The organism is Methanohalophilus levihalophilus (genome assembly GCF_017874375.1).
Classification (GTDB): Archaea; Halobacteriota; Methanosarcinia; order Methanosarcinales; family Methanosarcinaceae; genus Methanohalophilus; species Methanohalophilus levihalophilus.
Genome location: NZ_JAGGLK010000001.1, coordinates 109,531 through 123,215, shown reverse-complemented (window position 1 = coordinate 123,215; position 13,685 = coordinate 109,531). Strand labels below are relative to the sequence as shown.

Here is a 13,685-nt window from a genome sequence, read left to right as displayed (position 1 = left end):
TCAGAAAACATCCCATAATGCCGTTGATAGTATCCTGTACTAAAATGCCAGAGAAAAAACATTCGGTAATAACAACTCTTATATATAAAATACATAAAATATATCCTAGTTGTGTGAGATAAAACCCATTGTGCAATAGAGGTGTTGTCTATTCCAATGAAAGTGGCAGACTTAGTATATTAAACAGAGTAATGGTGGGTGTAAATATTCTTGAAAAATGGTCTCAAGAAAATATTATAAGCTTTATCGACACGATCGATGACTTGGTTTTTGTCCTTGATGAAAATGGCAGCGTGCTTCTAACGAATAATGCAGCTGAGAGGAAACTGGGTTATTCCAGTGAAGAATTGGTAACGATGAACGTAACTGATCTTCATCCCGAAAGCAAAGTAGATAGAGTCATTGATACTATTGAAAAAATGCTAGAGGGAACGCTATCCTATTGCACCTTGCCACTACAAACCAGAGACGAAATGTTGATACCTGTTGAAACTAGAGTTTCAAAAGGTAGGTGGGATGGAAAAGAAGTTATTTTTGGAATATCTAGGGATATTAGGCTTAGAATGGAAATGGCAGCTGAATTAGAAGATACAGCAGAAAGACTTCAACTTGTTATCGATGGAACAAACGTAGGATTGTGGGACTGGAACATAAAAACCGGAGAAACAAAATTTAACGAACGATGGGCTGAAATAATTGGCTATTCACTAGAAGAGCTAGAGCCAGTTAGCATTCATACATGGATGGAATTCACACATCCAGATGATCTTAATAATTCACGTGAAATGCTTGAATCCCACTTTAAAGGAGATATAGAATTCTATGATTGTGATCTTCGGATGAAACATAAAAACGGGAATTGGGTATGGATTCATGACCGAGGGAAAGTTGTTGAATGGAGTAGTCCTGGAGTACCTTTGCGTATGACCGGAACACATGAAGACATAACATCCAGAAAAGAATTGGAAATGAAAAAGGCCGACCATCAAGATAGATTGGAACATATGGTTCTTGAAAGAACGAATAAACTGAAAAGATCCAATTATGAGTTGAATCTTGAAATCAGGAAAAGAGAACAATATGAAAAGCGCCTTTTGAACAATATTAGAATAAAAGAAGCAACTAGAATTGTGAGCTCCATATGCTTCGACCCTGAAGATATTGATGAAGCAATTGACAATGTCCTTTTGACTCTTGGATACCTGACCGGTGCAAGTCAAACTTACTTATTCTCTTTCAGAGATGATAATAAAATTATGGATAACACCCATGAATGGTGTGATGAAGGAATTAAATCACAAAAGGAAAGCCTCCGGGGATTACCATCCCACCGCTTCCCATGGTTGATGAAAAAACTCACCGAAGATGAAATAATCTATATTGAAAATACTGACTCTCTCCCAGAAGAAGCTGCAGTTGAAAAAGATATACTGAGCATATAGAATACGAGAAGACTCGTTGTACTTCCCATATAGAAAGAAAAAGTACTTTTCGGCTTTATTGGATTGAAAAATCCAACTGAAACAGAAAAGTGGGATGAAAAGGACTTTAATGCTTTTCAGACAATTTCTCACATAGTTGGAAGGACGCTCCATAAAGAAGACTATAAGCGTCAACTTGATTCAAAGTATCAGATACAAAAAGCAATTAACAGTATCCAGTCTGTTTTTCTGAAACGGGCCGATGTAGATGAATATCTTGAAACTGTTTTGAATGTACTCGGTGATTTAACAGGTGCAAGCCGGTCTTATCTTTTCTTATTTAGGGACAATGGCGAAATTATGGATAATACCCACGAATGGTGTGCCGAAGGAGTGGAATCCCAAAAAGAGGATCTAAAGGATTTACCACCCGATATGTTTCCATGGTGGATGCAAAAACTTGCAAATCTGGAAACAATTCATATTACGGATGTTGATTCGCTACCAAAAGAAGCTTCAGCTGAAAAAGAAATTTTACAGATGCAAAACATAAAATCACTAATTGCACTTCCTGTGCATATAGAAAATGATCTTGTCGGATTTGTGGGTCTTGATGACATTACAAAGGCTGTAAAGTGGGAGAAAGAAGACATATACCTTTTATCTTTAGTCTCGGATTATATTGGCAATGCATTGGGAAGAATTCAGGCAGAAAATGCTTTATTGACTGCAAAATTACTAGAGGAAAGTGCACTTAAAGTAAAATCCGATTTTCTAAACAATATAAGTCACGAACTCAAAACTCCCCTCAATGCAATAATAGGCTTTTCCGATGCTATGTCATCCAATGAAAATTTAACTGACAACCAAATCAATTATCTCAAAAGGATATCTGATAGTGGCTACTCGCTCCTGAATATTATTAATACCATTTTGGAGTATTCTGCTATTAACTTTGGTGAATAGGAGATTAGACCCGAACTTTTTGGGGTGAATGAAGCCTTTAATGATCTGAGAATGATGATTAAGAACAAACTAGAAAAATCTCAAATTATTCTTGAAAATAATCTTGAAAATAATGCCGATGAAATATTTGCGGATAAAAGAATCTTCGTTCAAATTATATATCATCTCTTAGATAACGCAATCAAATTTTCTCCAAAGGGTGGAATGGTTACCTTAAATCTGGAAAGTGAAGATGATGCAATAACAGTCAAAATTTCCGATAACGGAATTGGAATTCCAAAAGAAAAAATGACATATTTATTTTCACCTTTCAATCAATTTGAGGAGTTCTTAACAAAGCGATTTTCGGGAATTGGAATGGGACTTGCACTTACTAAATATTATGTTGAAACACATGGTGGAAAAATATGGGTTGAAAGTGAAGAAGGCAAAGGCAGTTCTTTTTATTTTTCACTTCCGTCTCAAAAATCTATATAACAATAAATACAAAATGTTTATTTTCTGAAGCCGGATTAGTAGAAATATCCGGTTCAATTTTTCATTGAAGATATCTGATAAAGATACTTTCACATTCGATTAAGCCCAAAAAAATCGATATATTACCTGCTGTGGCAATAATGCCAATTTCAATATTCAATGAGAGATTAAGGTTACAGAGGTATCCTGTAATCATAATCTACGAGAAAGGTCACCACAAATGTAATTCAATATACATACCTCCAATGATAAGAATGCGCTTGCAACAACCTTCACAGCATAAACCTTAAGGTATATACCTGACATCATCACATATTTCAGACGTGAAGGTGGCAGAAAAATATGGAAAGATATGCTAAAATCAGGAGAATACTAATACTCGTTTTAGTCCTGAACTTAGCCGTATCCTTCGCTAAAATCGTCTATGGATCAATAACCAATACCCTCAGTATGCAATCCGATGGTTATCATTCCCTTTTTGATGGCATTTCAAACATAGTTGGAATCATTGGGATACAAATTGCTTCAAGACCCCCTGACGAAAGCCATCCTTACGGCCATCAGAAATACGAAACTCTTGCTTCTGTATTTATTGCTGTACTTCTGGTATTCGTAGCGTTTGAAATCATCTCACAGTCTGTCGAAAGATTTGCCACAATGACTACCCCTGAAATAACGACATTGAGTTTTGTCGTAATGATTGTAACCATTGGCATCAATCTTGCAGTAACCACTTATGAAAAACGGAAGGGTGAAGAACTCAAAAGCGAAGTGCTGATTGCCGATTCCATGCATACCCGGAGCGACATATATGTTTCACTTTCAGTTATCGCAGGACTTCTGGCAATAAAGTTTGGATATCCAATTGTTGATCCATTAATAGCCTTAATTATTGCTGCACTAATAGGCAAAGCAGCTATCGATATTATTCGAAGCAGCACTGGAGTTCTTTGTGATGAAGCACCACTTGACAATGATTTCATCTGTGATATTGCAAAAGAAGTTCCCGGAGTATTGGATTGTCACAAAATAAGAACCCGGGGAACTGTTGGTGACTACTACATCGATCTCCATATCTGGGTTAATCCGGAATTGCATGTAAGTGAAGCCCACAGAATATCCCACATGGTAACTGACAGGCTTAAAGAAAAAATAGAAGGTGTGGATGATGTGGTGGTACACATAGAGCCCGGCAAACATAAGTAAAAAGTGTTGTGCAAATCCATAAATATCGGAGTGTGTAACATAAGTATCATGGCAGCAAACACTTTTGGCCACTCATTCCGAATAACTACATGGGGAGAATCACACGGCAAAGCTATAGGTGTCGTTGTGGACGGCACTCCTGCAGGTCTTGAAATCTCAGCAGGAGAAATCCAGAAAGATCTGGATCGCCGCAAACCCGGCCAGAGTGCAGTCACAACCCCACGATCAGAAAGTGACAGCGTGGAAATCCTTTCCGGTATCTTTGAGGGAAAAACAACCGGAACTCCTATTTCTTTAGTTGTTTTTAATCGGGATGCGGATTCCAGCGCCTATGAGAAAATACGTAATTTCCCCAGGCCCGGCCATGCTGATTTTACCTATGAGGAAAAATACGGTTTCCGGGATTTCCGCGGCGGAGGACGTTCATCCGCACGTGAAACAATTGGGAGAGTCGCTGCCGGAGCAATTGCAAAGAAACTGCTTCAGAAAAAAGGAATTGAAATAATCTCCCACGTTACGGAACTCGGTAGCATCAAAGCTAATGTCCCGGACATTCTGGCAATGAAAGAAAACATCGAAAAGAATCCTGTCCGCTGCGCAGATCCGAAAGCTGCAAAAGAAATGCTTGAGATGGTCAAGGAAGAAAGAGTCAAAGGCGACAGTGTTGGAGGAATTGTTGAAACTGTTGTATTCGGAGTTCCTGCAGGACTCGGTGAACCTGTTTTTGATAAACTCGATGCTGACATCGCAAAAGCCATGATGGGAATCGGGGCTGTCAAGGGTGTCGAGATTGGTGTCGGATTTGAAGCTGCCCACATGAAGGGAAGCCAGATGAACGATCCATTCTGTATTGAAGACGACAAAATTGTAGCCTGTACCAATCATGCAGGCGGAATACTCGGAGGCATTTCCAGTGGAATGCCGATTATCTGTCGCTGTGCTGTAAAACCAACACCATCAATTTCCCTGCCACAAAAAACCGTTGACATGGAAAAGATGAAGGAAGAAGAGTTTACCATAACCGGCAGGCATGACCCGACTATTCCTCCAAGAATGGTTCCGGTTGCTGAAGCTATGATGGCTCTTGTGATAGTTGATCATATGATCAGAAGCGGGCACATTCACCCGGACAAAATAACAGAATAAAAAGAGAGTGATGGCAGGAAAACCTGCCATATGTGTTAATTATACGTCGAGTTTTTCCATTCTTTCCACAGCTTCTTCGATGCGCTCAACAGACTGGGTCAGCGCAAACCTGATGTATCCTTCACCATAGTCGCCAAAACCGACACCCGGTGTTGCGACAATGCCGGCCTCTTCCAGAAGCAGCTTTGAGAAGTCCATCGAATTATATTTCTCAGGAACAGGTGCCCACATGTAGAAAGTTGCCTTTGGAGGTTTCATATCGATTCCAAGAGCATCCAGACCTTTAAGCAATGCATCACGCCTTTCCTGATAAATCTTGTTCATGTCATCAACACACTGCTGGGAGCTGCTAAGTGCGGTAATTCCTGCCCTCTGGACAGCGTCGAATGCACCTGAATCAATGTTTGATTTAGCTTTCCCAAAACCCCTTATCATTTCACGGTTACCAACTGCAAAGGCAATCCTCCAGCCGGTCATATTGTAGGTCTTGGAAAGAGAATAGAGCTCAATACCAACATCCATTGCACCGTCAACTGCTAAAAAGCTTGGAGCCTTGTAGTCATCATAAACCATTTCAGAGTATGCATTGTCATGGACAACAACAATATTGTTCTCGCGTGCAAAGTCAACAACCTCTTCGAAGAATTTACTGGTTGCCGTTGCTGATGTTGGATTATTTGGATAATTGAGGAACATTAATTTGGATTTTGCGAGGACATCGGCTGGGATGGCATCCAGATCAGGAAGGAAGTCATTCTCTGCGAGAAGAGGCATGATGTGCGGAACTCCGCCTGCAAACTGTGTCCCGATTTTGTAAACCGGATATGCAGGATCAGGAATCAATGCAATATCTCCCGGATTTACAAAAGCAAGAGGAATGTGTGCAACTCCTTCCTTGGAGCCGATCATTGTGAGAGCTTCAGTTGCCGGATCAAGGTCCACACCTTTAGTGTCCTTGCACCACTGGGTTGCTGCTTCCCTGAATTCCATCATACCTGTGTATGAAGGATAGCGGTGCGTAGCTGGATCTTTGACAGCTTCACACATGGAATCCACGATATGGGATGGTGTAGGCATATCCGGGTCTCCTACACCCAGATCGATAACATCAACACCTTTTGCAATCATGTTGGCCTTGGCTTCATCTATCGTTGCGAACAAATATGGGGGTAGTGCATTGATCCTATCTGCGTACATTAAATCACCTAGTTAGAAGATTCTTGATTGCTTCCTTAATTGCAACACAGCTATTTAAAAATCATGGATGACCTGAAAGTTGCAATCTGATTCAATTAAGCAAATTGTTATTTTTGATATATGCCAAAAATAAGCAACTTTTATATCAATACAGGTTAAACATAGCATAAATAAAAATACTAACAACAAAGCCAATAATTCATTATTACTGATAACAAAAAGATCAATTCAAACATGAATATTTGGCACATACCCAAAATCGAGGATTCCTAATGCTAAGCCATAATTTCTCAAAGAAAATTACCCTGACAATACTATTAATCATACTAATTGCAACTTGTGGTTGTATTTCTGACAATGGAAAGAACGAATCCACCCAAAGCATGGAAGATTCTGACGGAAAAATCATTGTAGCAGTAAGCATTCTTCCACAGCAGGAGTTTGTGGAAAAAATAGGTGGCGACCGGGTTAAAACCGTTCTTATGATCCCGCCCGGAGCAAGCCCTGCAACACATGAACCTACCCCGGGACAGCTTCAGGAAATATCCGATGCCAGAATGTATGCGATTGTTGGATCAAATTTACCTTTCGAGGAAGTGTGGCTTGAAAAGTTGCAAGATATCAACAAAGATATGATTATTGTAGACTGTTCCGAAGGGATTGAGCTCAGGGAAATGGAAGAGCATGACGAAGAGCAACGGGAAAGCATCCAGCATGCAGATGAAGAAGAAATGCACAGTCACGAGGGGACTGATCCACACATCTGGACAAATCCCCTGAATGCTCAAATAATGGTCAAAAACATCCATGAAGCCCTTGTTGAAATTGATCCTGAAAATGAAACGTATTACACTGAAAACAAGGAAAGCTACCTTGCAGAACTTGAGGAACTTGACAGTCGCATAAGAGACTCACTTGAAGGTAAAGAAGGAGCTTACATAATGGCATTCCATCCTTCCTGGGGATACTTTGCCGATGAATATGGAATTAATATGCTTACCATCGAGACTGAAGGCAAAGAACCAAGCGCAAAAGAGCTAAGCAAGATAGTTGATTCTGCCAGGGAACATGAGATTAAGGTTATTTTTGTCCAGTCACAATTCAGCACACAGAGTGCGGAAGCAATTGCAGAGGAAATCGATGGCCAGGTTATTCAGATAGACCCTCTTGCAAAGGACTATATAGAGAATCTGGATAATGTAACAACAGTCTTTGCTACAGCTATTGAGTGAGGGAAAAAGCAAGTGGAAGAAGCAGTTGAAGTCCGCAATTTATCTGTTTACTATGGGAGAATTCCTGCCTTAAAAGAGGTGAACCTGAAAGTAGACAAAGGAGATTTCCTCGGGATTATAGGCCCCAACGGCGGAGGAAAAAGCACACTGCTCAAAGTCCTGCTGGGCCTGATAAAACCGGATAGCGGAGATGTGCGGATTTTTGGAAAAGTGCCTGCAAAAGCAAGAGAATATCTTGGCTATGTTCCACAACACAGTGCATATCGTCCTGACTTCCCTGTAGATGTAAGGGAAGTTGTACTTATGGGAAGACTGGGGAAAAACCGGATGCTCAAAAAGTATACCAGAGAAGATATTGAAGCTGTAAATAATGCGCTCCGGAAAGTTAAAATGCTTGAATTCAAAGATCGGCAGATTTCTGAACTTTCAGGGGGACAGCGGCAAAGGGTATTTATTGCACGAGCCCTGGCGAGCGAACCTGAAATCCTTTTGCTGGATGAGCCCGTAGCAGGAATTGACGCATTGATGCAAAAAGAGTTCTATGAGATACTTGCCGAGCTCAAATCCAAAATTACAATCATTATGGTTTCCCACGATTTAAGCGCAGTCTCCACTTATGTTGATAAAATTGCATGCTTAAACCAGACACTTTTCTTCCATGACTCAAAGGAAATTTCAGAATCCGATCTGAAACATGCATACCATTGCCCCGTAGATTTGATTGCACACGGAATGCCCCACAGGGTACTGAAGGAACATTGAGGTTTAATAGCATGCTGGAAATCTTGCAATACCAATTCATGCAGACTGCAATAATTGCAGGACTACTTGCCAGCATTGCATGCGGAATAATCGGGGTTTATGTCGTAGTCAAGAGAATCGTATTCATAAGCGGCGGTATTGCCCACGCGTCCTTTGGAGGAATCGGGCTCGGATACTTCCTTGGAATTAATCCTATCTTGAGTGTCCTGCCTTTCAGTGTCTTAACTGCTGTTGTAATGGGACTTGTCAATCGAAGGACAAAAATTGCAGAGGATACGGCAATCGGGATACTCTGGGCTGTAGGGATGGCAATCGGTGTCATGTTTGTAGGACTTACACCCGGCTATGCACCAGATCTCATGACCTACCTTTTCGGGAATATCCTGACAGTGCCTTTGATGGATCTTTACCTGATGGCAGTCCTTGACGTGATAATAATAATTTTTGCGTACCTTTTTTATAAGGAATTCCTGGCAATCAGTTTTGACGAAGAATTTGCCGAAGTATCAGACCTTCCCGTAGAAAAACTAAACCTTTTGCTACTTTGCCTTATTGCACTGACAATTGTTGTAATGATTCGCATTGTAGGACTAATCCTTGTCATCGCACTCTTAACAATTCCGGCATCAATAAGCCGCAGTTTTTCAGGAAACCTGATTGGAATGATGAAACTATCCATTTGCTTTGGAGCAGTTTTCACAATACTGGGTTTATTCCTGTCTTATATTCTTGACGTGCCTTCTGGTTCCACTATTATTCTTGTAATGGCTGCGGGGTACCTGCTCCACATACCACTCAGGAAAATAATAACTGCTTCCAAAAAACAACAAACTATTTAATGCCAGCAGGCAGATACTTTTTACATAGTTTTGTGTTAATCAGGAGTGGCAGGATTTTATGGATTTAAGCAAGAAGATCCTTGATAGCGTATCCATGGGAGTTTGGGCAGTTGATAAGGATAAAAAATTTGTTTATTTTAATCCCGGGATGGAAAAAATAACCGGTTTGAAGGAAGGCGAAGTTCTCGGGAAAGAGTTGAAAACTTTCCTGTCCCCCACCCAACAAAGTGTGGGAGATGAAGCCCATTTCCGGGAGCTTTTCCGGAAACTTCAGGAAACACTGGAACCCACATCCTACAAGTCACTACCAATAATTACGAAAGACGGAGCCTTCAGTTTCCAGAACGGCCACCTCATCCCCTTGCTGGATAAGAATGGGAAATATGATGGAATGGTTTGTACCGTTGAAAAAGTTGTGGAACGCAAAATCAGCCAGAAAACACTTCGTGATAAGCTACAGTCAAAGGAAACACTTCAGCAGATTTACAGGAATAGCCCCGTAGTTGCATTCCTTTGTACAGCTGAGGAGAACTGGCCACTGGAATTCATTTCTGAAAATGTATCCCAGTTTGGGTATTCAATCGATGATTTCATTTCCGGAAAAATGAATTTCGGAACCTGGATCCATCCAGAGGATCTTGAAGGAGTTAAATCGGATGTCACTGAACTTGAAATCGGGGGCAGAGCTTATTTTTCAAAAGAATACCGCGTATTAACCAAAGACGGGAATACACGGTGGGTCACTGAGAGATCATATCTCGGAAGGGATGAAATGGGGAACCCATCTTATTTCCAGGGCATACTGATTGACATAACCCCTCGCAAGATGGCAGAAGATGCAATGCTTGAATCCGAAAAGAATTACCATCTTATTTTTGAAAATTCGCCACTGGGAATTTTCAACTTTGACTCCGATGGAGTAGTTACTCATTCCAACGATAACATTGTCACAATTCTCGGGACTCCAAAAGATAAAATCCTGGGATTCAACATGCTAACTGATTTGCAGGATGAGAAAATGGCTGATGCCGTAAAGGCAGTTTTCAGAAAGGAGCAGGGGCATTATGAAGGAAAATATTGCTCTACTTTCAGTGAGAAGGTAACACCCATTAAAGCCGATTTTAGTCCAAATATTGCTGAAGACGGAACCCTTCTGGGAGGAGTCGGAATTGTTGAAGATATCAGTGAGCGCATGAAAGCTGAGGAGGCTCTTCGACTTGATGAATCACGTCTGGAAACACTGGTTAAATTAAACCAGATGTCAGAAGCATCCTTGCAGGAAATAATCGATTTTGCCCGCGAGGAAGGTGTTCGGCTTACCAGTAGCAACATGGGATATATCGCATTTGTAGATGAAGAAGAAATGATCATGAGGATTGTCTCGTGGACGGACAATGCCATGAATCGCTGCAAAGTGAAAGATAAAAAACTAGAATACAAGATCCGTAAGACCGGACTCTGGGGCGAAGCGGTTCGCAAGAGAAAACTGTTTATCAATAACAATTACAATGATCCAAATCCCCTCAAGAGCGGATATTCCAAAGGTCATGTTGAAATTGTAAGACACATGGACGTACCTATTTTTGAAGAGGACAAAGTTGTTGCACTTGCAGGAGTTGCAAACAAAATGGAGAACTACGACAACTCTGATGCAAGACAGTTAACACTTCTTATGCAGGGAATGTGGAGACTAATACAACGCCGCAAATCTGAAGAAAAGATCAAAAAATCGGAAGATAAATTCAGGACTATTTTTTCAAGCACAAATGATGCAATTTTCCTGCACGATTTTGATGGAGACCTGCTTGAAGTAAATCGTGCAGCTTATGAAAAACTGGGTTATTCACGTGAAGAAATGCTTTCCATGAATACCATGGATCTGAACACCCGTTTGTCCATGGAAGAAATTCCTGAGCGCATAAATTACCTGAAAGAAAAAGGAAATGCAATTTTTGAAGCCACATATGAAAACAAGGATGGAACAGCCATTCCTGTGGAAATTAGCGCTCGTATTATCGAATACGATGACAAGCCCAGCATCCTTGTTGTAGCCCGTGATATCACAGAAAGGAAAAGGGCAGAAGAAGAGCTAAAACGATATGCTGAAGAGCTAGCTGAAGCTAACGAAGAACTTAAATCACTGGACAAGATGAAAGACGAATTCCTTTCAAATGTCAGCCACGAGCTCAAAACACCCCTCACTTCAATAAAAGGATACACCCAGCTGCTTTCTGACGGAACACTTGGCGAACTTAACGAGGAACAGCTCAAAGCCCAGAATACCGTAGCGCGCAATTCTGAACGTTTGAAAAGGCTTGTTGAAAGCTTACTCTACTTAAGCAGAATACAGGCCGGAACGGTGGAATACTTCTTCGAGCCATTGCAAATCGAGGAAATTCTTGCGCATATTCAGGAAGATTTGAAAATACAGGCAAGTCAAAAAAAGGTAAATCTTGAACTAAAACTTGACAAAGAAATGCCTTTGATCAACGGTGACAGGGATAAACTGACTGATATGATTACAAATATCGTGGATAATGCTATCAAGTTTACTCCGGAAGAAGGAAATGTAACTGTCAGCGGCCTTGCAGAAGATGAAGGAATTCACATAATTGTAAAGGACAGCGGTATTGGAATTCCGAAAGAGATGATTGGAAGCCTGTTCCAGAGGTTTTATCAGATTGATTCATCCCGCAAGCGTAAATATGGTGGCACAGGTCTTGGCCTTTACATTTCAAAAACAATTGCTGAAGCCCATCATGGGACAATCTGGATTGAGAGTGAAGGAGAAGGAAAGGGTACTGAAGTCCACATAAGTTTACCTGTTTCTGATACCGAATAAATCCAGAGAAGTGGCAAGCAAATAGCTACTTTTATTTACAAAGACCATGTATAAAAGGGAAATAAGCCCTTTAACTTTTGATCCTGACACCCGAGGTATTTTATGAGTGACATCCTGCGACGCGGACGGCTGGAGTCGGTTCCTGATGAAGAGATTATGGAATACACAACATCTCTCAAAGCCGACAGATGGATTTTTGATGCAGATATTCTTGTGGATTTTGCACATACCGTAATGCTTACAGAACAGGGAATTATCAAACAATCCGATTCCGGATCAATCCTTAAAGGTTTACTGCAGGTCAGGGAAGAAGGAATTGACAGGCTTGATCACTCATATGAAGATATTCATATTGCTCTGGAAGCGAGACTAATAGATCTTGTTGGTGAAGACGTCGGCGGAAGGATGCATTCCGGAAGATCTCGTAATGATGAAGTTGCAACCTGCATACGGCTGAGATTACGAGAAGAGCTTCTGGGAATGATGGAAGAATTAGTGCATATACGTGCCGTATTACTTGAATTGGCAGGTAAGCACCGGGAAACCTTGATGCCCGGGTACACTCATTTGCAACATGCACAACCAACAACAATGGCACATCACATGATGGCACATCAGCAGGCCTTGGGAAGAGATCTTGAAAGAGCAATCGATTGCTTCGCCCGTGTGAATCGCTCACCACTGGGTGCAGCTGCATTTGCTTCAACCGGCTTTTCCATAAACCGGGAAAGAACCCGGGAACTGCTGGCCTTTAATGAGATTATTGAAAACTCCATGGATGCTGTTAGCAGTCGTGACTTCCTGATAGAAACCGCTTCAGTGATTTCATGCATTATGATTAATCTGACGCGCATTGCAGAAGAGCTGGTTGTCTGGTCTTCAACCGAGTTTTCATTCATTGAACTTTCAGACCAATATGCTTCCACTTCATCAATAATGCCCCAGAAGAAGAACCCGGACACTGCAGAACTCCTGAGAGGAAAAAGCGGAGTTGCAACCGGGAGCCTTATAGCATTACTTACAATTTGCAAAGGATTGCCATTAAGTTACAACCGAGATCTTCAGGAAGCAACGCCCCACATCTGGAATAGTGTCCTGACTTGCCGTGCATCTTTGAGAGTTGCAGCAGGAATGCTGGCATCCATGAAAATCAATGAAGATATACTTGCAGAACAATCAACAACTGGATTTACAACTGCTACAGAACTTGCAGACACCCTCGTTAGAGAATGTGATATCCCCTTCCGGACAGCTCACCAGATAGTCGGCCAGCTTGCACGAATGGAAAATGAACCGGATATTTCAGACATCGAGACAGCCGGAAAAGACATCCTCGGGGAAAGCCTGATTAAACGCGGACTCACTGAACAGATGGTAAAAGAAGCCCTTGATCCAATGCTTAATATAAAGAGAAGGAACAACATCGGCGGACCGAATCCAGAAGAAATAGGCAATTCAATTGCAAGGGTGCGAGAGCAGCTTTTAGTGGAAGAAAGAAAAGTTGCCAAAATCAGTGAAAACATTGATGATGCACTGGCTAATCTCATGAAATCCGTCAATGAATTCACAAAAGACAATTAAGTTTCATAATTACGCA

The 13,685-nt window shown here is 41.1% G+C and carries 11 protein-coding genes; 10 read left to right on the top strand and 1 reads right to left on the bottom strand.

The window, feature by feature from the left end:
- Positions 1-191 precede the first annotated feature (191 nt).
- The 5 genes from J2755_RS00575 (at position 192) to aroC (ending at position 5,216) form a co-directional block, all read left to right on the top strand.
- Positions 192-1,442, top strand: a complete 1,251-nt coding sequence (locus J2755_RS00575) for a PAS domain-containing protein (protein WP_209678047.1) — start codon at positions 192-194, stop codon at positions 1,440-1,442.
- Between the two features lie 63 nt (positions 1,443-1,505).
- Entirely contained in the window at positions 1,506-2,387 is an 882-nt protein-coding gene (locus J2755_RS00570; protein WP_209678044.1) for a GAF domain-containing protein, read from the top strand.
- 51 nt (positions 2,388-2,438) lie between these two features.
- Positions 2,439-2,864, top strand: coding sequence for a sensor histidine kinase (locus tag J2755_RS00565; protein WP_209678029.1), 426 nt, complete (start codon positions 2,439-2,441; stop codon positions 2,862-2,864).
- A 342-nt stretch (positions 2,865-3,206) separates the two neighbouring features.
- Complete coding sequence (locus tag J2755_RS00560) at positions 3,207-4,070, top strand: cation diffusion facilitator family transporter (RefSeq protein WP_209678027.1); 864 nt, start codon at positions 3,207-3,209, stop codon at positions 4,068-4,070.
- A gap of 48 nt (positions 4,071-4,118) precedes the next feature.
- Entirely contained in the window at positions 4,119-5,216 is a 1,098-nt protein-coding gene (gene aroC / locus J2755_RS00555) for a chorismate synthase (RefSeq protein ID WP_209678026.1), read from the top strand.
- Between the two features lie 39 nt (positions 5,217-5,255).
- Here the strand turns inward: aroC and J2755_RS00550 are convergent, their stop codons facing one another.
- Entirely contained in the window at positions 5,256-6,413 is a 1,158-nt protein-coding gene (locus tag J2755_RS00550) for an LL-diaminopimelate aminotransferase (RefSeq protein WP_209678024.1), read from the bottom strand.
- A 272-nt stretch (positions 6,414-6,685) separates the two neighbouring features.
- Here J2755_RS00550 and J2755_RS00545 point away from each other — a divergent pair, with 272 nt between their 5' ends.
- The 5 genes from J2755_RS00545 to argH all read left to right on the top strand — a co-directional run bounded on the left by J2755_RS00545 (position 6,686) and on the right by argH (position 13,669).
- Positions 6,686-7,645: a metal ABC transporter solute-binding protein, Zn/Mn family gene (locus tag J2755_RS00545; protein WP_209678023.1), complete on the top strand. Its 960-nt coding sequence runs from the start codon at positions 6,686-6,688 to the stop codon at positions 7,643-7,645.
- 12 nt (positions 7,646-7,657) lie between these two features.
- On the top strand, positions 7,658-8,407 hold the full coding sequence (locus J2755_RS00540; protein ID WP_209678022.1) for a metal ABC transporter ATP-binding protein: 750 nt from the start codon (positions 7,658-7,660) through the stop codon (positions 8,405-8,407).
- An 11-nt stretch (positions 8,408-8,418) separates the two neighbouring features.
- Complete coding sequence (locus J2755_RS00535; RefSeq protein ID WP_209678020.1) at positions 8,419-9,246, top strand: metal ABC transporter permease; 828 nt, start codon at positions 8,419-8,421, stop codon at positions 9,244-9,246.
- Positions 9,247-9,304: 58 nt separating this feature from the next.
- Complete coding sequence (locus tag J2755_RS00530) at positions 9,305-12,088, top strand: PAS domain S-box protein (RefSeq protein WP_209678018.1); 2,784 nt, start codon at positions 9,305-9,307, stop codon at positions 12,086-12,088.
- A gap of 102 nt (positions 12,089-12,190) precedes the next feature.
- Positions 12,191-13,669 carry an argininosuccinate lyase gene (gene argH, locus J2755_RS00525; protein WP_209678016.1) on the top strand — a complete coding sequence of 493 codons (1,479 nt, stop codon included), beginning with the start codon at positions 12,191-12,193 and terminating at the stop codon, positions 13,667-13,669.
- Positions 13,670-13,685 lie beyond the last annotated feature (16 nt).

Coding starts and splice junctions, on each gene's coding strand:
- J2755_RS00575 (WP_209678047.1), top strand. CDS start 192: ATGGTGGGTGTAAATATTCTTGAAAAATGGTCTCAAGAAAATATTATA.
- J2755_RS00565 (WP_209678029.1), top strand. CDS start 2,439: ATGATGATTAAGAACAAACTAGAAAAATCTCAAATTATTCTTGAAAAT.
- J2755_RS00560 (WP_209678027.1), top strand. CDS start 3,207: ATGGAAAGATATGCTAAAATCAGGAGAATACTAATACTCGTTTTAGTC.
- aroC (WP_209678026.1), top strand. CDS start 4,119: ATGGCAGCAAACACTTTTGGCCACTCATTCCGAATAACTACATGGGGA.
- J2755_RS00550 (WP_209678024.1), bottom strand. CDS start 6,413: ATGTACGCAGATAGGATCAATGCACTACCCCCATATTTGTTCGCAACG.
- J2755_RS00545 (WP_209678023.1), top strand. CDS start 6,686: ATGCTAAGCCATAATTTCTCAAAGAAAATTACCCTGACAATACTATTA.
- J2755_RS00535 (WP_209678020.1), top strand. CDS start 8,419: ATGCTGGAAATCTTGCAATACCAATTCATGCAGACTGCAATAATTGCA.
- J2755_RS00530 (WP_209678018.1), top strand. CDS start 9,305: ATGGATTTAAGCAAGAAGATCCTTGATAGCGTATCCATGGGAGTTTGG.
- argH (WP_209678016.1), top strand. CDS start 12,191: ATGAGTGACATCCTGCGACGCGGACGGCTGGAGTCGGTTCCTGATGAA.